The sequence below is a fragment of the Kitasatospora sp. NPDC054795 genome, assembly GCF_053611565.1.
This window is the reverse complement of sequence record NZ_JBSHAP010000151.1, coordinates 1-21,223: the sequence shown is the minus strand read 5'-3', so window position 1 is coordinate 21,223 and position 21,223 is coordinate 1. Positions and strand designations below refer to the sequence as shown.

Annotated in this window: 22 protein-coding genes and 1 pseudogene; 12 read left to right on the top strand and 11 right to left on the bottom strand. The window is 74.6% G+C overall.

From position 1 onward, the window contains the following. Positions 1-278: 278 nt before the first annotated feature. Together ACWGJO_RS35870 and ACWGJO_RS35865 are read right to left on the bottom strand one after the other, a co-directional pair. Positions 279-1,367 (bottom strand): hypothetical protein, encoded by a 1,089-nt coding sequence (locus tag ACWGJO_RS35870; protein ID WP_452189902.1) that lies wholly within the window; start codon positions 1,365-1,367, stop codon positions 279-281. Continuing rightward, positions 1,364-2,254: an RNA polymerase sigma factor gene (locus tag ACWGJO_RS35865; RefSeq protein ID WP_452189901.1), complete on the bottom strand. Its 891-nt coding sequence runs from the start codon at positions 2,252-2,254 to the stop codon at positions 1,364-1,366. Before ACWGJO_RS35865 ends, ACWGJO_RS35870 begins: the two co-directional genes overlap by 4 nt. Positions 2,255-2,635: 381 nt before the next feature. Here ACWGJO_RS35865 and ACWGJO_RS35860 point away from each other — a divergent pair, with 381 nt between their 5' ends. The 4 genes from ACWGJO_RS35860 (at position 2,636) to ACWGJO_RS35845 (ending at position 6,088) form a co-directional block, all read left to right on the top strand. Further along, entirely contained in the window at positions 2,636-3,346 is a 711-nt protein-coding gene (locus ACWGJO_RS35860; RefSeq protein WP_452189900.1) for a hypothetical protein, read from the top strand. Between the two features lie 158 nt (positions 3,347-3,504). After that, the gene (locus tag ACWGJO_RS35855; RefSeq protein ID WP_452189899.1) at positions 3,505-4,278 is read left to right on the top strand and encodes a VC0807 family protein; all 774 of its coding nucleotides are present in this window, start codon (positions 3,505-3,507) and stop codon (positions 4,276-4,278) included. A gap of 186 nt (positions 4,279-4,464) precedes the next feature. After that, on the top strand, positions 4,465-5,208 hold the full coding sequence (locus ACWGJO_RS35850) for a tyrosine-protein phosphatase (protein WP_452189898.1): 744 nt from the start codon (positions 4,465-4,467) through the stop codon (positions 5,206-5,208). A 121-nt stretch (positions 5,209-5,329) separates the two neighbouring features. Next, complete coding sequence (locus tag ACWGJO_RS35845) at positions 5,330-6,088, top strand: Clp protease N-terminal domain-containing protein (protein WP_452189897.1); 759 nt, start codon at positions 5,330-5,332, stop codon at positions 6,086-6,088. Between the two features lie 53 nt (positions 6,089-6,141). On the opposite strand, the gene ACWGJO_RS35840 is transcribed toward ACWGJO_RS35845, so the two are convergent. After that, positions 6,142-6,633 carry an NUDIX hydrolase gene (locus tag ACWGJO_RS35840; protein ID WP_359902111.1) on the bottom strand — a complete coding sequence of 164 codons (492 nt, stop codon included), beginning with the start codon at positions 6,631-6,633 and terminating at the stop codon, positions 6,142-6,144. A gap of 86 nt (positions 6,634-6,719) precedes the next feature. Here ACWGJO_RS35840 and ACWGJO_RS35835 point away from each other — a divergent pair. Beyond that, positions 6,720-6,917, top strand: a pseudogene (locus ACWGJO_RS35835) (STAS domain-containing protein); the annotation flags it as partial. 45 nt (positions 6,918-6,962) lie between these two features. Here the strand turns inward: ACWGJO_RS35835 and ACWGJO_RS35830 are convergent. The 3 genes from ACWGJO_RS35830 to ACWGJO_RS35820 form a co-directional block, all read right to left on the bottom strand. Beyond that, a complete protein-coding gene (locus ACWGJO_RS35830; RefSeq protein WP_452189896.1) occupies positions 6,963-8,015 on the bottom strand; it encodes a sigma-70 family RNA polymerase sigma factor in 1,053 nt (350 codons plus the stop codon). Between the two features lie 243 nt (positions 8,016-8,258). Continuing rightward, positions 8,259-8,531, bottom strand: a complete 273-nt coding sequence (locus ACWGJO_RS35825; protein WP_452189895.1) for a hypothetical protein — start codon at positions 8,529-8,531, stop codon at positions 8,259-8,261. A gap of 195 nt (positions 8,532-8,726) precedes the next feature. Then, positions 8,727-8,993, bottom strand: coding sequence for a UBP-type zinc finger domain-containing protein (locus tag ACWGJO_RS35820; RefSeq protein ID WP_359902101.1), 267 nt, complete (start codon positions 8,991-8,993; stop codon positions 8,727-8,729). A gap of 257 nt (positions 8,994-9,250) precedes the next feature. Between ACWGJO_RS35820 and ACWGJO_RS35815 the strand changes: the two genes are divergently transcribed. Both ACWGJO_RS35815 and ACWGJO_RS35810 read left to right on the top strand, forming a co-directional pair. Then, positions 9,251-10,012, top strand: a complete 762-nt coding sequence (locus ACWGJO_RS35815; RefSeq protein ID WP_452189894.1) for an SDR family oxidoreductase — start codon at positions 9,251-9,253, stop codon at positions 10,010-10,012. A 67-nt stretch (positions 10,013-10,079) separates the two neighbouring features. Continuing rightward, the gene (locus ACWGJO_RS35810; protein WP_452189893.1) at positions 10,080-12,830 is read left to right on the top strand and encodes a lysylphosphatidylglycerol synthase domain-containing protein; all 2,751 of its coding nucleotides are present in this window, start codon (positions 10,080-10,082) and stop codon (positions 12,828-12,830) included. A gap of 96 nt (positions 12,831-12,926) precedes the next feature. On the opposite strand, the gene ACWGJO_RS35805 is transcribed toward ACWGJO_RS35810, so the two are convergent. Beyond that, positions 12,927-13,127, bottom strand: a complete 201-nt coding sequence (locus ACWGJO_RS35805; protein ID WP_380541579.1) for a hypothetical protein — start codon at positions 13,125-13,127, stop codon at positions 12,927-12,929. 211 nt (positions 13,128-13,338) lie between these two features. Between ACWGJO_RS35805 and ACWGJO_RS35800 the strand changes: the two genes are divergently transcribed. The 3 genes from ACWGJO_RS35800 to ACWGJO_RS35790 all read left to right on the top strand — a co-directional run bounded on the left by ACWGJO_RS35800 (position 13,339) and on the right by ACWGJO_RS35790 (position 15,281). Next, complete coding sequence (locus ACWGJO_RS35800; RefSeq protein WP_452189892.1) at positions 13,339-13,833, top strand: carboxymuconolactone decarboxylase family protein; 495 nt, start codon at positions 13,339-13,341, stop codon at positions 13,831-13,833. A gap of 222 nt (positions 13,834-14,055) precedes the next feature. Then, complete coding sequence (locus ACWGJO_RS35795; protein ID WP_452189891.1) at positions 14,056-14,700, top strand: class I SAM-dependent methyltransferase; 645 nt, start codon at positions 14,056-14,058, stop codon at positions 14,698-14,700. Beyond that, entirely contained in the window at positions 14,697-15,281 is a 585-nt protein-coding gene (locus ACWGJO_RS35790) for a TrmH family RNA methyltransferase (RefSeq protein ID WP_387689004.1), read from the top strand. Before ACWGJO_RS35795 ends, ACWGJO_RS35790 begins: the two co-directional genes overlap by 4 nt. Before the next feature lie 130 nt (positions 15,282-15,411). Here the strand turns inward: ACWGJO_RS35790 and ACWGJO_RS35785 are convergent, their stop codons facing one another. Genes ACWGJO_RS35785 through ACWGJO_RS35775 form a run of 3 tightly spaced genes read right to left on the bottom strand, consistent with a single transcriptional unit; the run spans position 15,412 to position 18,328 of the window. Next, positions 15,412-17,034 carry an ABC transporter permease gene (locus ACWGJO_RS35785; protein ID WP_452189890.1) on the bottom strand — a complete coding sequence of 541 codons (1,623 nt, stop codon included), beginning with the start codon at positions 17,032-17,034 and terminating at the stop codon, positions 15,412-15,414. Continuing rightward, entirely contained in the window at positions 17,031-17,933 is a 903-nt protein-coding gene (locus ACWGJO_RS35780; RefSeq protein WP_452189903.1) for an ABC transporter ATP-binding protein, read from the bottom strand. The genes ACWGJO_RS35785 and ACWGJO_RS35780 overlap by 4 nt, the downstream gene beginning before the upstream one ends. Before the next feature lie 11 nt (positions 17,934-17,944). Continuing rightward, the gene (locus ACWGJO_RS35775) at positions 17,945-18,328 is read right to left on the bottom strand and encodes a hypothetical protein (protein ID WP_452189889.1); all 384 of its coding nucleotides are present in this window, start codon (positions 18,326-18,328) and stop codon (positions 17,945-17,947) included. A gap of 239 nt (positions 18,329-18,567) precedes the next feature. On the opposite strand from ACWGJO_RS35775, the gene ACWGJO_RS35770 reads away from it, so the two are divergent. Next, positions 18,568-19,941 carry a histidine kinase gene (locus ACWGJO_RS35770; protein WP_452189888.1) on the top strand — a complete coding sequence of 458 codons (1,374 nt, stop codon included), beginning with the start codon at positions 18,568-18,570 and terminating at the stop codon, positions 19,939-19,941. After that, positions 19,905-20,549, top strand: coding sequence for a LuxR C-terminal-related transcriptional regulator (locus ACWGJO_RS35765; protein ID WP_452189887.1), 645 nt, complete (start codon positions 19,905-19,907; stop codon positions 20,547-20,549). Before ACWGJO_RS35770 ends, ACWGJO_RS35765 begins: the two co-directional genes overlap by 37 nt. A gap of 127 nt (positions 20,550-20,676) precedes the next feature. Here ACWGJO_RS35765 and ACWGJO_RS35760 read toward each other — a convergent pair. Continuing rightward, positions 20,677-21,223: hypothetical protein (locus ACWGJO_RS35760; protein WP_452189886.1), on the bottom strand; the 547-nt coding region annotated here is incomplete at its 5' end.

The following is a 21,223-nucleotide window of genomic DNA, read 5'->3' as shown; positions in this document are numbered from 1 at the left end:
GTCGGGGGGGTGGGTTTTTGTGTATCCGCCAGGGTCGCGGGCCGGGCGGGGCGGGGGGCGCGCGGGGGGGGGGCCCGGGCGGGCCCGCCCGGGGCCGGCCGGGCGGCCGGTGGGCACGGGGGAGCCGACCGGCCACCCGGGGTCTTCGGGTGGTACTGCTTCCTGCGGGTGGTGCGGTCCTGCGGGTGGTGCGGTCCTACGGGTGGTGCGGGTGGTGCTGTTCCGGGTGGGCGGCGAGCCCGGGGGGAGTCGCTCGCCGCCCACCCGGAGTCCTGGGGCTACCTCCCGGCCGACTGTTCGTTCTCGGTCCGGTCGGGCTTGTCCGGGCGGCCGTCCTGCGCGTTGGGGACGGCCGGGGCGGTCACGCCGGACTTGCCCGGTCTGGTACCGGCGCCGCCGGTGTCCTCGCCGTCGCTGCCACCGTTGGCGTTGGCGTTGGCGTTGCCGCGCCCGTTTCCGCTGCCGTTTCCGTCGGTCCGGCCGCCGCCGGTGTTCCCCTTGCCGGATCCGGCGTTCGCCCCGCTGCCGGTGCGGCCGGGGTCGCGCGTCGGGCCGGTGGCGCCCTGGTGGTCGCCGTCCTCGCCGTCCTCGTCGTCGATCGCGGCCCGGCAGTAGTCCGTCACGCGGTCCGCGCCACCGGCCGCCGCGACCAGCGGGCCGTACAGCGATTCGCCGGCCAGTCGGCTCGGGCGGTCGCCCTTGGCCGTACGGTCGGCGAAGCCGGTGCAGAGGCCGAGCAGCGCGGGCGGGACGGCCGAACGGCCACCGCGCCCCTCGGGCGAGGGGGTGCCGGGCGTCGCGGGGCCGGACGGGACGACCGCCTGCGGTCCGGCGGAGGCGCTGCCGGACGGACGGGCGGAACCGGACGCCACCGCACCGAACGGGGCCACGCCAGCCGACGACCCGACGGCCGCCGGGCCGGACGCCGGACCGGTGGCCGCGTCCCGGCCCGAGAGCCTGTGCTCCGGCGCGGACGGGCCGCCGCCCAGCGCGGGCGGCAGGTTGCCGGTGCCGGCGGCGACGGCGACACCGCACAGCGCGGTGGTGCCGAGCACGACGGCGGTGGCCTTCGTGCTGAAGGCCCTGGCCAGCACCGCGGTTGCCATCGATCGTCTCCGGACGGGGGTCACTGTCGGGTCGGGCGTGAGACTCGCCGTCCGGAACGCGGCCAGGGCGGCCTCCTCCCCGGCCAGTTCGCCGGCCGTCGCGGGGGCGGCGGCCGCGGCGAGCACCCGGGCGAGTTGCCCGGGACCGCCGTCCGGTCCGGTGAGCGAGGCGTCCTGCCCGGCCGACGGGCCGCCCACGGCACCACCGAGCAGCTGCTCGGCGGCATCACGGTCGATCCGACGGGATCGGTTGGTGCTCATCTCATGTCCTTCAGCGTCGCGGCCCGGCGTTCTGTCACACCTTGCGGAGAACTTTTTTTCGCGGGTTTCCCCACGGGTCGCCCGACGGCCTCGCCCCCGCTCACTCCGGCCGCCGTCCCGGCGGCGTTCCCCGCGGCCCCGGCGCCCGGTCCGACCTGGGCCCCGACCTGGGCCCCGGTCTGGGCCCCGGCCGTCGCCGCGGCGGCCCGGGCCGCCGGGATGCCGCCCCCGGAGGCGCGCGGCTCGACCAGCTTGGCCAGCCGCCGCAGCCCCCGGTGGGCGGCCATCCGGACGCTGCCGGCCCGCTTGCCGAGCACCCGGGCGGCGCTCTCCGCATCCAGCTCCATGACCACCCGCAGCAGCACGGCCTCGGCCTGGTCGCGCGGCAGTCGGGAGATCAGGGCGAGCGCGTCGGCGGTGCCGACCGTGGTCAGCGCCGCACGCGCGGTGTCGTCCCCCGCCGCCAGCTCGACCAGTTGCTCGAACGGCAGGTCGGTGACCGGACGGCGGCGCCGGGCGCGCAGGTGGTCGAGGGCGCGGTGGCGGGCGACGGTGGCGGCCCAGCCGCGGAAGCCGTCCCCGTCGCCGGAGAAGCCGCGCAGGTCGCGGGCGATCTGCAGCCAGGCCTCGGAGGCGATGTCCTCGGCGTCCTGCGCGTCCTCCGGCCGGCCGCCGACCAGCACCCGCAGGTAGCGCAGCAGGCCCGGCTGGACGGTCCGGAACAGCAGCCGGAACGCCAGTTCGTCCCCGGCCTGCGCGGCCCGGACCGCCTCGGTCAGGTCGGGGGGAGCGGGGGCCGGGCCCGGCGGCGGGCCGGCGGGTGGGACTGGTCCGGACCGGCCGACGGGTCCGTCGGTGCCCGCTCCGGGGCGCTCTGCACTCTGCACCCGCCACATGATGCGCCATTCGGGCGAACACTTCGGCTCCGGCCGAACGACCACCCGCGGCCGGGGCCAAGGTCCCGAGGACTGCTGTCGTTCGCCCACGGCCCGGACCGGCCCGCCCGGCCTACGTTGTCGGTAGGCGAAGCAGTCCGGGCCGACGGTCCGCCCCGACGCCGGGTCCGCCGAAGCACCCGGTCGGCCGCCGTACCCCCGCCGTGTCCGAGGGCGCACGCACGACCCGTGCGGGCCCCGGTCGCACGACCCCGCCTGGTTTGAGCCGTGCCGCTGGGGACCAGCACTGACGGGGACCACCACCGGCGCCGGGCCCGGCACACCGCACCCGGCGCACCCGTCCGGCACCACGACCAGCAGGGAAAGACCGCGATGACGACCGCCCACGAGCTCCACGGGCTCCACGAGCTCCATGCGAAGGGCCTGCGCGAACACCTCGCACCCGCCCTGCGCGCCCTGGGCCTCATCGGGTGGCGCCGGACCTTCAGCCTGCCGGACGAGACCCACTGGCTGCTGGTCGGCCTGGTCGAGCGCCCCGCCGCCGACCGGGTGCCCTTCACCTTCGAGCTCAGCGTGGTCCGCCGCACCGACTGGAGCGTCGCGGCCCTCCCCGGCCACCGCCCCGACCCGCGCACCCGGTACGGCGTCGAGACCTGGCGGGCCCGGATCGGCGAGGTGCTGCCGGTCGGCGAGGACGTCTGGTGGGAGGTGCTGCCCGGGCCGCGCTGGCAGCTCCCGCTGGACGACGCCGTCGCCGCCGTGCACCGTTACGGCCTGCCGGAGCTGCGGCGCCGGGCCGAGGCGGACCGCACCCCCGCCGGGGAGACCTACCTCCTGCCCGCCGAGCTGGAGGCGGTCAACGCCGCGCTGTCGACCGCGGCGGTGGCCCGGGTGCAGCGCGCCGAGCTGGCCGACGAGGCGCTGGTGCTGACCGGCGCCTGGACCCGCGGCGACGGCGTCGCCCGGACCGTTCTGGCGGGTGTCGCGCAGGGCTTCCTGTCCGCCGGCGACGAGCGCTTCGGCACCGTCCGCTGCCTGGACACCCTGGGCCGCGCGCTGTGGACCTTCCCCGACGGGGGGTAGGAAATCCGCAGGTCGGAGGCGGTGTCACGGGGCGCACCATGACAACCGTCACGCGGATGACGCAACGGACGGCACTGCGCTGACGGAGGGTCGGACGGAAAGACTGGAGGCACGACGCGGGCAGCGGCCCGCGGCCACCAGCCGGGGAGGAACCCACCGTGAGCCAGACCGTCAGTGCCGCCGCCGTCACCAGCGCCGCCGCCCTCACCGGCACCTCCCCGGCCGCGCCCGCCGCCACGTTCCCCGCCACCGGCGCCGCCACCCGCGCCAAGGCCCCCAACCCGCTGGTCTCCGGGCTCCGCCCGCTGGCCCTCGACGTGGCCGCCCCGCTGGCCGGCTACTACCTGCTGCACTCGGCCCTCGGCCTGAGCGAGTTCGCCGCACTGGCCTGGAGCAGCGCCTTCCCGGCCGCCCGGACCGTCCTCGGCCTGCTGGTCGAGCGCAGGCTCAACCTGTGGGCCGCCCTGATGCTGACCGTCAACCTGGCGGGCCTGGCGCTGACCTTCGTCACCGGCGACGCCCGCCTGATGATCGCCAAGGACGGCGGGCTGAGCGGCACCGTGGCACTGGCGATCCTGGTCTCCGCGCTGGTCGGCCGACCGGTGATGACCCCGATGCTGATGCCCTTCCTCACCAAGGGCCGGCCGGAGCGCGCGGCCGCCTGGCAGCGGCTGGTCGAGGGCCGGGCGGCCGGAGCGCGGGCCTTCCGCCGCCACGAGCGCCTGTTCTCGGGCATCTGGGGCACCGCGCTGCTGGCCGAGTGCGCGGCCCGGGTGGTCGGCGCCTTCACCCTGCCGGTGTCGACCATGGCCTGGCTGTCCACCGTCGTCCTGATCGGCGCGATCGTGGCCGGTTCGCTGCTCGGCCAGATCGCGGTCGAGCCGATGGAGCGGCTGGTCCGCGCCGAGGCCGAGGCCCCGACCGCCGCCTGAGCAGACGGCCCGCCGCTTTCCCGAACACCCGGTTCCCTGAACAGCCGCCTCCCCGAACACTTCCCTGAACACTTCCCTGAACGGCCGGTTCCCGGGACTCGAACGGCGAGGAACCATCCGGATCCCCCGGGAGTCGTTCATAACGAGGGGGTAACGGGACCCCCGCCGAGGAAAACGGGGACCCCCATGTACCGGACGACGCACGCGCCGAGCAGTACCGAGGACCGCACGCTCGTCTGGGACGGCTGCCTGAACGTCCGCGACCTGGGCGGCCTGCCCACCGCCTCCGGCCGGCCCACCGCCCACGGCGCGATGGTCCGGGCGGACAACCTGGACCGCCTCACCGCCGAGGGCTGGGACGCCCTCCTCGACCACGGCGTCCGCACCGTGGTCGACCTGCGCAACGCCGAGGAGTACAAGCCGCTCCTCCCGCTCCCCGAGGACGTCGAGCTGGTCCGCGTCCCGCTGGACGAACTGGCCGGCCCCGCCTGGTGGGAGACCCACGGACGACTGGACGGCACCCCGCTCGCGCTCCGCCCCTACCTGGACCACTGTCCGCACGCCGCCGCCGCACTGGTCTCCGCGCTCGCCGGCGCCCGCCCCGGCGGCGTGGTCGTGCACTGCGGCGCCGGCCGCGACCGCACCGGCCTGGCCGTCCTGCTGCTGCTCGCCCTGGCCGGGGTCGACCGGGCCGCGATCGCCGAGGACTACCTGATGAGCGGCCCCAACGTCCGTCCGCTGTACGGGATGCTGGGCCTGCCGGACCCGTACCGCCGGATCGACGCGGTGCTCGCCGAGGCCGGGACCACCGCCGAGGACGCCCTGGCGGCCGCGCTCGACGACTTCGACCCGGTCGGCTACCTGCTCGCGGCGGGCGTCGCACCCGAGCGGATCGCCGCCGTCCGGGAGCGGCTGCTGCCCGCCGAGTAGCGCGGGCCCCCGGAGCCGCCGGGGCTCCGAGAGGGTTCCCCGGGGACGCCCGGGAAGAACTCCGCAAACCATCGTCAACCGATGGTTGACGATCCCCGGATCGACAACCTACGGTTGACGCATGGAGAATCCCGTTGTTCCCAACAGCACTCCGCTGCGCCTCGACGACCTGATCGCCGCGATCAAGAAGGTCCACACCGACGCGCTCGACCAGCTCTCCGACGCGGTCATCGCCGCCGACCACCTCGGCGAGCTCGCCGACCACCTCATCGGCCACTTCGTCGACCAGGCCCGCCGCTCCGGCGCCTCCTGGACCGACATCGGCCGCAGCATGGGCGTCAGCAAGCAGGCCGCCCAGAAGCGCTTCGTGCCCAAGGATCCGGGCGCCCCGAACGACCTCGACCCCAGCCAGGGCTTCAGCCGGTTCACGCCCCGGGCCCGCAGCGTCGTGGTGGCCTCCCAGGAGGAGGCCCGCAAGGCGGGCAACGCCGAGATCACCACGGCGCACCTAGTGCTCGGCCTGCTCGCCGAGCCCGAAGGCATCGGCATGAAGGCGCTCACCGCCCAGGGCGTCACCCCGGAGGCCCTGCGGGCGGTGGCCGCCGCCGCCCTGCCGGCCGCCGTCGACGACCTGCCGGCGCTGATCCCGTTCGACGCCGAGAGCAAGAAGGCGCTGGAACTGACCTTCCGCGAGGCGCTCAAGCTCGGGCACAACTACGTCGGCACCGAGCACCTCCTGCTCGCCCTCCTGGAGCTGGAGAACGGCCAGGGCGTGCTGGCCGGACTGAAGGTGGACAAGCCCGCCGCCGAGGCCTTCGTCTCGGAGGCGATCGCCGCCATCGTCGCCGCCCGGGACGCGGAGGCCGAGCCGCAGCAGTGAAGCCCCGTGCCCTGTCCCGGACGGAACTCCCGCCCGGGACGGGGCACGTGCGCTCAGAACCCGGAGACGTGGGTGGTCACGATCCGCACCCGGCCGTCCTCGGCCGCCTCCAGCGCCGCCCGCAGCCGGGCCGACCGGGCCGGGCCGAGCAGCTCCAGGGCGTCCTCGACCGACGCCCAGCGGTAGTCGTCCAGCTCGCCGGCCGGGACGGTCACGGGGGTGCCGTCCGGGACGGCGCCGAAGTCGAACATGAAGTGCTGGGCAGGGTGGTCGAGTTCGGCCGAGGCGTGGGTCCAGGAGATGGCCAGCAGCTCGCCCGCCCGCCGGACGAGACCGGTCTCCTCCTGCAGCTCCCGCTCGGCGCACTCCACCGGGCCCTCGCCGAGGTCGATCGTGCCGCCCGGGAACTGCCAGTGCTCGCGGTACCCGGCCTTCACGATCAGGATCCGGCCGGACCCGTCCCGCAGCAGGCACCCCGCCGCCGCGTAGATCCGGGGCAGGGAGGCCAGCCATTCCTCACGGGACTTCAACGGCTCAGCCGTCACGGTGCTCCTCCTGGGACGGGGCGGGTTCGGTCGCCCCCACTCTGCCACCAGCCGACGACCGATGAGTCGAGGCCGCCCCGACGGTCCTATCCGGCATGAACACCGTGGAAGCCGAACCGGAACGCCCCGTACTGACCTGCGACCTGGGCGCGCTGACCGCCCCCGACCTGGCCGTCGTCGACGCGCTCGCCCGGCTGCGGCTGGCCGCCGCCCGGCACGGAGTGACCGTGGTGCTGCTGAACGCCGGCGGCCCGCTGCGCGAACTGCTGGCATTCAGCGGCCTGTCCGCGCTGCTGCCGGGCGCGGACGGCCCCCGGGCCTTCGCGGAGCTACTCGGCGACGGAGCCCACGGCGGTCTCGACGGGCTCGACGGGCTCGGCAGCTTCGGCGGCGGACTCCGCGACGGGATCGGCCTCCAGCCGGGGCGAGAGGCCGAAGAGCGGGAAGAGCACGTCGGTGTCCAGGAAGTTGGTGAAGCCGGTGATCCGCCCCTCTGACACCTCCGGCACGATCAGCGCCCACGGCTCGAACCCGCCCGCCGGACTCGGCCGGTACTGGCCGAAGGCCGGACCTCCGTTGGCCGTCACCGGGAGCAGCCGGGAACCGCGGCAGCCGTGACCGGGGCCCAGCATCCACGCCCGGAGTTCGTCCCGCCCGCGCAGCCACATCGAGAACGGCGGCATGTTGAGCGTGACGTCCTCGTGCAGCAGCGCGGCGAGACCGTCCATGTCGTACGCCTCGAAAGCGCGGACGTAGCCGTCCAGCAGCGCGCGTCGGCACTCGTCCAGTTCGGCGGCCGGCCGGGCCGCCGGGGCGTCGGCGGCGAGCACCGCCCGGGCCCGCTGCAGCGCGCTGTTGACCGAGGCCACCGTGACGCCGAGCAGTTCGGCCACCTCGGCGGCCTTCCAGCCGAGCACCTCGCGCAGGATCAGCACCGCCCGCTGCCGGGGCGCGAGGCGCTGCAGTACCGCGACGAAGGCCAGCTTCACCGACTCCCGCTGGACGGCCACCTCGGCCGGGTCCCCCGTCTCGGGCAGCACCCGGCCGTCCGGCGCCGGACCGATCCACGTCACCTCGGGGAGCCGGGTGTCGTGCGCCGCGGCCACCGCGACCGGCCCGGCCAGGTCCATCGGCCGGGCCCGGCCGTTGCGGCCGTTCAGCGCGTCCAGGCAGACGTTGGTGGCTATTCGGTACAGCCAGGAGCGCAGCGCGGCCCGCCCCTCGAAGCCCCGGTGCCCGCGCCAGGCGCGGACCATGGTCTCCTGCACCGCGTCCTCCGCCTCGAAGACCGAGCCGAGCATGCGGTAGCAGTAACCGGTCAACTCGGTGCGGTACCGCTCCAATTGGAGCTCGACCGGCTCCTCCGTGATCACGTCGGTCATCGTGCGCCCCGCCCCCGTCGTCCTGCCCCGTACCTGCGCCTGTGCCTGTGCCCTGGCGAACGGGACGAACGTAGCGCACACCACTGACACCGACCGTGCCGACCGCGCTCCGGCGGCAACAGCCCTGCGGGAGCGGGCCGAAGGCGTCGCCGACCGGCCGCCGCGAGGCGACGGGGAACACGTGACGATGCGCCAGGAACGGTCCGGTGCAGTGCACTGCGGCACGGTGCGGTGCGGTACGGCTCAGTGGGCGGAGTGCTTCTCCGCGCCACGGTGCCGGTGCCCCTTGAGCTCGGCGTGCATCGCCGGGGCGGCGTGCATCGTCGCGCCCGGCGCGTCCCTTCCACCGTGCCGGAACGATTCGCCGGCGCCGTGCCCGGCGGCGGCGTAGGACATCGCGCCGACGCTCGGCATCGGCGCGAACCGGGCGGGCGGGCTCGCCATGCCCCGGCGTTCCAGCAGTTCCTGGGTGCCCTGGCGGAGCTTGGCGGTGCTGCCGGGCGTTCGCTTGGTCATCGTCGGCCTCCCTTCGTCGGCCACCGGCCGGACGGATGCCGACCGGTGGGGCCGAACGGGCTTCATGTCCGGATTTTATCCGGATTGCAGGTCCGTGCCAGTGCGGAAGGGATGTGCGGGCGCCACACCCGGGAGACGTCCGCGGGAGCCTGCGCGAGCGCCGGTACGCGGGCCCCCGTCACACGCGTGACCGGCTCAGCCCATGACCTCGTGGACGAAGCACCAGCGCCAGTCCTCCCCCGGCTCGTACGAGCGGATCACCGGGTGGGAGGTGTTGTGGAAGTGCGCGGTGGCGTGCCGTTGCGGAGAGAAGTCGCAGCAGCCGATGTGGCCGCAGTCCAGGCAGATCCGCAGGTGCACCCAGTCCCGGCGGCCCTGCTCCAGGCAGTCGGCGCAGCCGTCGGCGGGCGGCCGGGGCTCGATGTTCTGAGGGGCCAGAGCGAGGTCTTCGCAGGCGCTCATGACTGAAAGGCTATGCCGCCCCGGCACGGAACGCCCGCTCAGGGCGGCCACGGACGGGCGTCCCGAGGGTGGCACTGCCGTTCCCGGGTTCCCCCGTCCCAGGCACCCCCGGCCCAGGAACGGCTGTCCCAGGCATCCCCGGCCCGGGAAGGGCTGTCCCAGGAAGGGAGTTCCCGGGAAAAGCGCAACCCTGGGTAACCGCTCGCAGCCCGCGCAGAGTGGTCGGCACCGGCCCGACCGAACCTCTGGAGCCCCCGATGAGCCACCCGTCCGCCACCGCCCGCACCGCTGTCGTCACCGGAGCCGCCAGCGGCATGGGCGCCGCCACCGCCCGGCTGCTCGCCGCATCCGGCGCCCGGGTCGCCCTGCTCGCCCGCCGCACCGAGCGGCTGGACGCCCTCGCCGCCGAGATCGCCGCCGCGGGCGGACAGGCGCTCGCCGTCACCACCGACATCACCGACCAGGCCTCGGTGGACGCCGCCGCGAAGACCGTCCACGACGCCTACGGCCCGGTCGACCTGGTGGTCAACAACGCCGGGGTGATGCTGCCCAACCCCCTCGCCGACGGCCGGATCGACGAGTGGACCCGCATGGTCGACACCAACCTCACCGGCGCGCTGCGGATCGTCCGCGCCTTCGGCTCCGACCTCACCGCGGCCGCCGCCGAGGGCCGCACCGCCGACCTGGTCAACGTCTCCTCGATCGCCTCGCACGTGGTCTTCCCCGACTACGCGGTGTACGGAGCCACCAAGGCCGCGCTCACCCAGCTGTCCGCCGCCCTGCGCAGCGAGTTCGGCCCGCGCGACGTCCGGGTCAGCGCGATCGAACCCGGACTGACCGACACCGAACTCGCCGAGCACATCGACAACCCGGTGCTGCGCGAACAGCTCGGCGGCATGTTCACCGCCATCCCGGCGCTCGCGGCCGAGGACGTCGCCGACCTCGTCGCCTACACCGTGAGCCGCCCCCGGCACGTCAACCTGCGCCACCTGGTCGTCCTGCCGACCCGGCAGGCGTAGGGCCGCGTCGTCCGGCACTGCCGAATCCCCGCCCCTCGCCCGCGGGCGGCATGGGAGCATGCCATCCGTGGCGATCGTGACGGGGAGAACGAACGGCGACACCGGCGGGGCCGACCCCGGCGGTGCGCCCGCGCAACGGAAACGCGGCACGGGAACGCGGGACACCGGTGGCAGAAGCGGCACCGACAGCGGCAGCAGCAGCAGCGACGGCACCGGGGCATCGGCCGTCGGCACCGGAGTGTCCGCCGACAGCACCGGGGTGCCGGCCGACGGCAGCCCCGGAACGGCCCCCGCTCGGATACCCGAGCAGGCCGGCCCCGGCCGGTTCCGGGCCCGTCCGCTGCCCGCCACCGACCGGGTCCGGCAGCCCGTCGCCCTGATCCGGCTGCTCGGCGGCCTGTTCGCCATCGCCCTCACCCTGCTGCTCGCCGACTACGCCCGCGCCACCACCGGCGGCATCGCCGCCGACGTCGCCGAGGCGGCCTCCCTGGTGCCGCGCCCGCTGGCCGGACTGGCCGGCGGTCTCACCACCGCGGCCGTCCTGCTGCTCCCGGTCGGCCTCGCCGTCCGCCGGGTGCTCGGCCCCGACCGGCGACGCGCCCTCCAGCAGGTCTCCGACGGGCTGCTCGCCGCCGTCCTCGCGTACGGCGCCACGCTCGGACTGGACCTGTGGGCCGACGGCCTCGCCCCGCCCTCACTGCTCTCCGCGCTCACCCAGCCGCTGCCCGGCAGCGGCGGACTCGGGCACACCGAGTCCGTCTACGGCTACCTCGCGCCGGCCCTCGCCTTCATGACCGCCTCCGGCAGCCGGGAACGCCGCCTGCCCTGGACCGTCCTCGCCCTCTCCGGCCTGGCCGGGCTGACCGGCGGGTACGCCACCCCCACGGCGCTCCTGCTCGGGCTGCTGATCGGCTGGACGGGCGGCCACGGCACCCTGTACGCGGTCGGCACCCCCGACCCCTGTCCCCGGCCCGGCGAGGTCCTGCGCGCCCTGCGCGACAGCGGCCTGCGCCCGGTCGAGGCCCGGCCGGCCGGCCCCGACCGCTACCGGGTCCGGCAGGCCGACGACCGCCCCGACCTCGACGTCCAGCTCCTCGACCGGCAGGCCGTCACCGCCGCCGCCGTCCAGCGCGCCTGGCGCCGGCTGCGCCTGCGCACCGCCCCCGACCCGCGCGTCCTGCGCTCCCCGCGCACCGGCCTGGAGCACGAGGCCCTGGTCACGTACGCGGCCCTCGCGGCCGGCGTCCGCACCCGCCGCATCGCCGCCACCGCGGGCATCGGCCAGGACACCGCCCTCATCGCGTACGAGCGGCTGGCCGGACGCACCCTCGACGAACTCACCGACGAGGAGATCACCGACGAGTTGCTCACCGACGTCTGGCGACAGTTCGCCCTGCTCCAGCGCCGCGAGATCGCCCACCGCGCCCTCGTCCCCTCCTCCTTGCTGATCGACGGCTCCGGCGCCGTGCACCTGGTCGACTTCGCCGACGGCGACATCGCCGCCACCGAACTCGTCCTCTGCTGCGACCTCGCCCAGCTCCTCACCACCCTCGCCCTGCGCGCCGGCGCCGCCCGTTCGGTCCGCACGGCCACCGCCGTCCTCGGCCCCGACCCGATCGACGCCGCCCTCCCGCTGCTCCAGCCCATCGCCCTCGCCCACACCACCCGCCGCGCCCTCAGGCAGCACGCCAAACGCACCACCGCCCGAGCCGCCGCCGTGACCGGTGACGTGGCTCCCCCGCCCGCCGCCGCAGCCGGCGGCGCCACCGCCCCCGGGCCGGGGACCCCGCACGACTCCCCCGCTCCCGGCGGCCTCCTCGACGAGATCCGCGCGGAGGTCCTGCGCACCCGCCCGCAGGTGGTGGGCCGCCCGGTGCGGCTGGAGCGGTTGCGGCCGCGGACGCTGCTGATCGTCGTCGGCGGGGTGGTGGCCGGCTGGCTGCTGATCCCGCAGCTGTTCGCGGCGGAGGACAATCCGGTCTCCGCGCTGGCGGACGCCGATCCCTGGTGGCTGCTGCTGGCGCTGGCGGCGGCGGCGACGAGCCACGTCGCGGCGGCGATGGGCTTCGTCGGTTTCGTGCCGGAGCGGCTGAACTTCCGCAACGCGGTGCTGGCGCAGGTGGCCGGGTCGTTCGTGAAGCTGGTGTCGCCCGGCGGCGTCGGCGGGGTCGCGCTGAACACCCGCCTGTTGCAGCGGGCGGGCATCCCCACCGCGCAGGCGCTGTCCAGCGTCGGCGTGGGGACGCTGATCGGCCTGGTGCTGCACCTGCTGCAGCTGGGGGCCTTCGTCTACCTGCTGGGCTTCGAACCGGGCGGCTCCGAGCTGGACGCGCTGCCCGCGGTGGTCGCCGGGCTGGCGGGGGCGGCGGCGCTGCTGGCGGTGGTGTCGGCGATCCCGGTGGCGCGGCGGTGGCTGGCGACGCGGCTGCGGCCGCTGACGGCGGAGGTGCTGCCGCGGCTGCTGGACCTGCTGCGCAGCCCGACCCGGCTGGCGGTGGGCGTGACCGGGCAGCTGCTGGTGTCGATCTGCCTGATCGCCTGCCTGTACTGCTGTGCCCGGGCGATCGGCCCGGAGCCGTCCTTCGCCGCGGTCGCGGTGGTGTTCCTGGTGGGCAACGCGGTGGGCAGCGCGGCGCCGACCCCGGGCGGGGCCGGCGCGGTGGACGGGATGCTGCTCACGCTGCTCCAGCAGACCGCCTCGATGGAACAGGGCGGCGCACTGGCCGCGGTGGCGCTGTACCGCCTGCTGACGCTGATCCTGCCGGTGCTGCCGGGCTGGGCGGCCTTCGTCTGGCTGCAACGCCGCCGGGCCCTGTAGCCGGGACGGCCGGTCCGGGCGGGCGGCGGGCCCGGGGCGGGGCGGCAGCGAGCCCGGGGCGGGGGGCCGCAGCCGGCCCCGTCGCCCGCCCGTCGGCTACTCCCGGTACTCCTCCTCGTCGTGCCGGACCGGCCGGGTCTGTTCCACGACGTCCGCGACGTTGGTCGCCGGGTCAGCGCCGAGGGCCCGGCGTTCGGCCACCTCGTCGTAGGTGTCGCCCTCGGGTGCCTTCTCGTCGGTCTCGACGGTCTCGGCGGTCTCCTCGATCAGGTATTCCTCGTGCTGTTCCTGCGGCATGGCATCCGTCCTCACTGTTCGGAGGCCTTCACGGGCCCGGCTGGCGTACTGGCAGTATCCGCCGCCCGGCGCCGGGACGCGAAGCGCCGACGCCGCTCCGGCGTGTTGCCGGGACTGCCGCGAACCCCTTGCCGACCCGCCGGATTGACCCATGAAACAGCGCCCTGAATGACCCAGAGGACAGGTTCATTCCGCCCCTAGGGTCATAGCCATGACGACGAACGAAAGCGCCCGGACCACCCCGACCACCGACGCCGCCGAGGCCCCCACCCGCCTCGACCACGCCCGCACCGCGCCCAAGGTGTTCCGCGCGATGATCGCCCTGGACGCCGCCGCCCGCGAGGGCCTGGACCCGGCCCTGGTCGAACTCGTCCAGGTGCGCACCTCCCAGCTGAACGGCTGTGCGTACTGCCTGGACATGCACGTCAAGGACGCCCGCAAGGCCGGCGAGACCGACGAGCGGATCTACCTGCTGCCGGTCTGGCAGGAGGCCCCGGCCGGGGTCTACAGCGAGCGCGAGCGGGCCGCCCTGGCGCTGGCCGAGGAGATCACCCGGATCCACGGCGGCGTCTCGGACGCGGTGTACGCCCGGGCCGCCGCGCACTTCGCGGAGACCGAACTGGCGCAGCTGATCTCGGTCTGCTTCACCATCAACGCCTGGAACCGCATCAACGTGGCCACCCGCAAGACCCCCGGCGCCGCGTGAGCGCACCGCTGTCCGGAACGCCGTCCGCACCGCCGTCCTGAACGCCGTCCGCACCGCCGTCCTGCACGCCGGCGCAAGCCCGTCCAGGGCGGTGTCCAGGACACCTGCCTGGACAGCGGCCTGAACGCCGTCCGGGCCACCGGGGGTACGATCGGTGCCGTACAAAGGGCTAACCCACACCCACCCGGTGGCCCCGAGGCCCATACGAACGACGGGGAAATCATGTCCGGCTCGCACTACTTCACCGGTGCACCCGAGGTGGCCAGCGACCGCCGGCCGATCACGGTCTCCCTGCCGGACCTCACCCTGGAACTGACCACCGACACCGGGGTGTTCTCCCGCAGCCGACTCGACCCGTGCACCCGGATCCTGCTGGAGCACGCCCCGCAGCCGCGGGTGCGCGGCCCGATCCTGGACATCGGCTGCGGCTACGGCCCGATCGCCCTGACCTGGGCGAGCCGCCGCAAGCGCCTCCCGGTCTGGGCGGTGGACGTCAACGAGCGCGCCCTGGAGCTGGTCCGGCTGAACGCCGAGGCGCTGGGGCTCGGCAACGTCCGGGCCGCCCTGCCCGACGACGTCCCCGCGGACGTCCACTTCGCCACCATCTACTCCAACCCTCCGATCCGGATCGGCAAGGCCGCGCTGCGCCGCCTGCTCACGCACTGGCTCGACCGGCTGACCCCGGACGGCTCGGCGTTCCTGGTGGTGCAGAAGCACCTGGGCTCGGACTCGCTCCAGAAGTGGCTGAACGAGCAGGGCTACCCGACCACTCGGGTCGCGTCGGTCAACGGGTCCCGGATTCTGGAAGCGCGGCCCCGCCCCGAGGTGGGCGAGGGCTCCGAGAGCGGACGAGGTACGACGACGTGAAGCAGCTGCGCGGGACCGAACTGAAGCGTCTGCACCGCACCTGGCGGCGCAGCAACGAGTTCCGGCTCGCGATGATCCTGGAGAACCTCCAGTCGCCGTTCAACGTCGGCTCGGTGGTCCGCACCGGCGCGGCGATGGGCGCCGAGAAGCTGTACCTGGCCGGGGACACCCCGTCGGTGCGCTCGTCCGGCGCGCAGAAGGCCGCGATGGGCACCGACAAGTACCTGAAGGTGGAGCACTTCCCGACCGTCGCCGAGGCCGTCGCGGCGGCCAAGGCGGACGGCTTCAAGGTCGTCGGTCTGGAGCTGGCGGACGAGGCGGTGCCGATGTTCGCCGCGGAGCTGACCCCGGCGGTGGCCTTCGTGCTCGGGCACGAGGACCGCGGGATCACGCCCGAGGCGCTTGCCCTGTGCGACCAGGTGGTGTTCGTGCCGCAGCTGGGCCGGGTCGGCTCGCTGAACGTCTCGGCGGCCGCCACGGTGGCCTGCTACGAGGCGCGCCGGCAGGGCTACGCGATCAGCGGCACCCCGGACGGCGACCTCGCGGGTGACCTGGCGGGCGACCTCGGCGACGACGAGTAACCGAGCAGCGCCCCCGAGGTGCGATCCGAAGCGCGAGGGGAGCCCGGTCCGTCCGCCGACGGGCCGGGCTCCCGGCTTCGCACGGCCTCGGCCTTGGCCTCCGCCCCGGGCCCGTGCCGCAACCCGGGCCTCAGCCCTTGACGTTCCGCCGGGCCGCTCCGACCAGGAACACCACCGCGAGCATCGCCGCGGACAGCGCCCCGACCAGCAGCGGGCCCGGACCGGCCGGGCTGCCGTCGACGCGCACGGCCCCCATGAAGTCGACGGCGGCGACGTTGTTGACCAGGACCCACCAGAGCGGCAGGTAGACCGCCTGGAAGAGCCGGTGGCTCCGGCTCACCACGCCGAGCGCCATGGCCAGCGACGGGACGAACAGCGCGCCGCCGAGCCAGCCCGCCGTCCCCGCGCCGTCGCCCGCCACCAGCATGCGTATCAGCGGGGCGGCGCCCGTCACCGCCGTGAGCACCAGCCCGGACGCCCATTCGGCGAGCAGCCGGCGCCGGGCCGACGGGTAGGCGCCCAGCAGCACCTCCAGACCGTTCTCCACCTGCCGGCTGCCGAGCCGGGACCAGATCAGGACCGGCCACAGCCACACCAGGGGCAGCAGCAGTCCGGTGACGGCGTCCGTCGGCAGCACGAACCCGGCCGCCGTCAGCCCGGCCGCGACCAGCCACCACCACCGGGAGACGCCCTGCACCAGGATGCGGACCTCGCCCGCCAGCAGCCGGCCGAACGCCCCGGCCCGCCGCGGTTCGGTCCGTGGCAGGGCAACCCGCGCGGTCGTCCGGCGCGCCGCCGCGGGCTCCGTCCCGTCGGGCCCGGACAGCCGGCCCGCCGCCCCGGCGGCCGTCGGAACCGCGGCCGGCTCCGGCGGCGCAGCCGCCCCGCCGGACCCGCGTGCGGGATCGAACCTGTCGAACCACAGCGCCGGCAGCACCGCCACGGCGAACGCCGCCAGCACCAGCGCCAGCCGGCCGAGGAGGAACCCGGAGGACGGGTCGAACCCGTCCCAGCGGAAGGTGCCCAGCGGCCTGTCGACCTTGGTCAGGCCGAGGCTGAACCCGCCCGGGTCGGCCGTCCCGTGCTGGGACTCCAGCGCCGCGCCCATCGACCGCGCGATCCGGTGCACACCGAGGCCGTCCAGCGGCGCGGAGGCCGACTGCCCGCCGATCGCGAGCACCATGGCCAGCACGAACCAGACGACGTTGCCGAAACCGCCCCGCAGCAGCGGCACCGTCTCGAACAGGAGCGCCGCCGCCGCGGTGACGGCCATCAGGGGCAGCGAGAGCAGCAGGAACGGCTGCGCCAGGGCTGCCGGGTCGACCGCGCGGTCCTCACCGCGGGCGAGCTGCATCAGCAGCGCGGTGACGGCCAGCACGCCGACCATGGAGGCGAGCACCAGCAGGTTGCTCAGGAACTTGGCCAGGAGGTACTGGGAGGTGCGCAGCGGCGTGGCGGCGAGGATCTGTCCGACCCCGGTCGCCCCGTCCCGCGCGATGCCGCTGCGCACCACGTAGAAGCCGCCGAAGGTGAGCCAGAGGGCGCCGGCCAGGGCGGTGACCGCACCGACGTAGGCGCTGTTGTAGACGCCCCGGTTCCCGCCCACGTCCATGATCGTCCAGTGGCCGCCCGCGTCCGGTACGGCCAGGTGGCCGAGCCCGACCGCGGCGAGCAGCGTCACCGCGTACACCGGCCGGCGCACCCGGTCGCGGAAGTCGCCGACCACCAGCCCGGCGAGCACCGATCCGGTCACCGCCGCACCGCCCGCGGCTCGGCCCCGTCCCGCTCCCCCGGCTGGTGGATGACGTCCAGGTAGGCGTCCTCCAGGTCGGGCGGCACCGGGACCGCGTCGGGCCGCGGCGGCTCGGCGGCGAGCAGTCGCAGCCGCACGCCGCTCCCGGTCCGCACCATCCGGCTGACCACGTGGCGGGCCCGCACCTCCAGGAGGTCGGCCGGATCGACCATCGCCTCCCACACCCGCCCGTCGACCTCCCGGAGCAGTTCGTCCGGCGCGCCCCGGCGCAGCAGCCGCCCCCGGGCGACCACCGCGATGTCGGAGGCGACCGACTCCACGTCGGAGACGATGTGGGTCGACAGCATCACCACCCGGTCCGCCGCGAGCTCGCTGAGCAGGTTGCGCAGGCGCACCCGCTCCTCCGGGTCCAGGCCGGCGGTCGGCTCGTCGACCACGATCACCCGGGGGTCGGCCAGCAGCGCCTGCGCGATGCCGACCCGGCGGAGCATGCCGCCCGAGTACGCGCCGAGCGGGCGCTTGACCGCCTCGGTCAGGTTGACCAGCTGGATCAGCTCGTCGATCCGGGCCCGGGCCGAGCGGGCCCCGATCCCCTTGGCGGCCGCCAGGTAGGACAGGAACTCCCGTGACGTCAGGTTCGGGTAGACCCCGAAGTCCTGCGGCAGGTAGCCGAGTTCCCGGCGCAGCCGGTCCGGCTCGGCCACCACGTCGGCACCCCGGTAGCGGACCTGGCCGCCGGTGGGCCGGGTGACCGTCGACACGATGCGCATCAACGAGGACTTCCCGGCGCCGTTCGGCCCCAACAGCCCCACCATTCCCGGACCGAGCCGCATCGTGATGCCGTCGACGGCCCGCTTTCCGCCCTTGTGGACCTTGGTGACATCCACCAGTTCGAGCACGCTCTCCGTCCTCACCCCTTGAGCTCCGTCCCACGCCCGTCCCGCAGCACCACGACCCCCCGGGGCACCTCGACCCGGTACTTCGTGTCGCAGTTGGCCAGCCCCGAACACCCGGCCCTGAGTTCGAGCACCCCGCCCTCGAGCGTCCAGGACTCCTCGGCGCTGCCGATCTTCCCGCTCGTGTCGAACCAGCGGGTGACCTTGACGTCCTCGCGGTCGACCGCGACCAGGTCGGCCGGCGCACCGTGCGACTTCACGTCCAGGCTCCTGCCGGCGAACTCGAAGGTCCTGTCCTCGGGCACGGCGTCCATGGCGTCGGCACAACCGGCGAGCGACACCAGCGCGGCCACCACGAGAACGACCGTCCCGTATCCGGATCTCGCACGTCGCTCCACCTCATCCTCCTTGCGGCTGTGATCGGATGCACCGTTCCGGGCCCATCCCCCGGGGCCCGTGAACACGCTCGCAAGCCTGGCCGATCCGAGGACTCCTGCCATCTGCCGTTCGGCAGATATCCCGTAGGGCCGAAGGGGGAGTTTCTCCCACCGACAACACCCTCCCGCCGTCGCCAGAATGGCCTCACGGCCGGTACGACCGGGCCGTGCGACAGCACCACCGGGAGGGGACCACATCCATGGACAGCACGACACGGCCCGCACAGAGCCCGGCACCGGCCGAGGCCACCGGGCTCTCCGCACCCGCCGGATCCTCCGTACCGGCCGGCTCCTCCGTACCGGCCGGGTTCTCGGTACCGGCCGGGCTCACCGCCCTCCGCCGGAGCCTGACCCTCAGCCGGCTCTCCTGTGTCGCCCTCGTCCACTCCCTCGGCGTCACCGGCGCGCTCTCCCTCGCCGGCCCGGGCCTCGGACTGGTCCCGCGGGCCATGGCCCGGGTGCGCGCACTGACCGACCGTCAACGCGCCCTGGCCACTGACTGGTCCGGCATCCGCTTCCCGGGGCCGCCCGGCCCGCTGCCCCCGGTGCCCGAGGGTGCCTCCGGCGCATTCGCCCGCTACCGCTGGATCACGGGCGACCCGCAGACCCGCCGCGAGTTCCACTGGGTCCTCGCCGAGCCGTTCCTCGGCAGCGTGCTGGCCTTCCTGCCGATCTCCGCCCTGCTCGCCGGCCTCTGGGGCGTCTTCCTGGCCTTCTTCGGCGTCCCACTGTCCGCCGAGTGGGACGGCCTCTGGTTCGAGTTCATCCCGATCGAGGGCACCGTCACCGCCGTCCTCGCCGGCGTCCTCGGCCTGCTCCACCTCCCGCTCGCACTCTGGCTCGCGCCCCGCACCGTCCACCGGCACGCCCGCCACGTCCACTCGATGCTCGCCCCGGGCGAGCAGGAGCTGCTGGCCGGCCGGATCGCCCACCTGACCGCCACCCGCAGCACCGCCGTCGACACCCGGATGGCCGAGATCCGCAGGATCGAGCGCGACCTGCACGACGGCGCCCAGGCCCGACTGGTCGCGATGGGCATGACCCTGGACGCCGCCGAACACCTCCTGGAGAGCGACCCGCAGGCCGTCCGCGCCCTGCTGGTCGAGGCCCGCCAGTCCTCGGCCAAGGCCCTGGAGGAGCTCCGCGACCTGGTCCGCGGCATCCACCCGCCGGTCCTCGCCGACCGCGGACTCACCGACGCCGTAAGGGCGTTGGCCATGGTCTGCCCGGTCCCCACCGAGGTCTCGGCGGACCTGCCCGGCCGCCCCGAGATGCCCGTCGAGTCCGCCGCCTACTTCGCGGTCTCGGAGCTCCTCACCAACGTCGTCAAGCACTCCGACGCCGGCCGCGCCGGAATCGAACTCCGCTACGATCGCGGCGTGCTGCGCATCACCGTCTCCGACAACGGGCGCGGCGGCGCGGACGCCCGCCGGGGCACCGGGCTGCGCGGCGTCGAACGACGGCTCGCCACCTTCGACGGGGTCGTCTCCGTCAGCAGTCCCCCCGACGGCCCGACCACGGTGACCATGGAGCTTCCTTGCGCATTGTCCTCGCCGAAGACCACTTCCTCCTGAGGGACGGCCTGATCCGCCTCCTCCAGGCCCACGGCCACGAGGTGGCGGCCGCCGTGGACAACGGCCCCGACCTCCTCCGGGCCCTCACCGAGCAGCGGCCGGACATCTCGATCGTCGACGTCCGGCTGCCGCCGACCTTCACCGACGAGGGCCTGCGCGCCGCCCTCACCGCCCGCCGCACCACCCCCGGCCTCCCCGTCCTGCTGCTCTCCCAGTACGTCGAACCCCTCTACGCCCGCGAACTCCTCACCACCGGCGGCCGCGGCATCGGCTACCTGCTGAAGGACCGCATCACCAACGGCGCCCAGTTCCTCGACGCCATCCGCCGCGTCGCCGCCGGCGGCACCGCCATGGACCCCGAGGTCGTCACCCGGCTCCTGGCCGCCAAGGACCGCGACACCGCCCTCGCCACCCTCTCCACCCGCGAACGCGACGTCCTCGAATCCCTCGCCCAGGGCCGCTCCAACGCCGGCATCGCCCAGGCCCTCTTCATCACCGAGAAGGCCGTCGCCAAGCACATCACCAACATCTTCACCAAGCTCGGCCTCCCCCCGACCACCACCGACAACCGCCGCATCCTGGCCGCCCTCACCTACCTCGACCAGTGACCCCACCCGCCGGCGCGCCCAGAAAGGCCCGGACCGGATCCGATCCGGCCCGGGCCTTCGGCAGTGCGGCACGGTCCGTTCCTGCGGACGAACCACTCAGCACCGGCGCTCAACCGGTGACAGTGCGTCATTTCTCCCTCAGTCCGGCTTTCAGCGCCCGCAACCGGCTGTCCCACGTGCAGACCAACTCGTGGAAGCCGCCCGCACTTCGACTGCGGGCAGACTGCAATCGAGACTCCGCGAGATCCAGCCACCCGCGCTGCCATCCGCTGTCTCGGGGAAAGGGGTCCATGGAGTCGGCGAGTTCGGCCGCCCATGCGATGGTCTGACCGCGCATGAAGGCAGTGTCGACCTTCTCCTGACCGTTGACGGCTGCTTCCATGACCCTGCGTCCGTCGAAGCAGTTGTAGGCGCGCCAGGCGCTGGACCGGGCTGCTTCCGGATCCTGCTCTGCGTTCAAGATAGAACGCCGCAGGTAGAGACTCCCCAGAGACATCAGGACGTCAACGTCGGTGAAGTGCTCTTCAAGGAGATCATCCACCACGAGTGCCTCATGGGGCGCTGCCGCATGCTCCCATTCAATGAGCCTTCGCCATCTTCGAACGTGCTGGTCGGAGGGGATGGCGTGACGGTTCTCCGGGGTGCTCGTGCTGGTCGTGGGCGAGAGTCTTCTG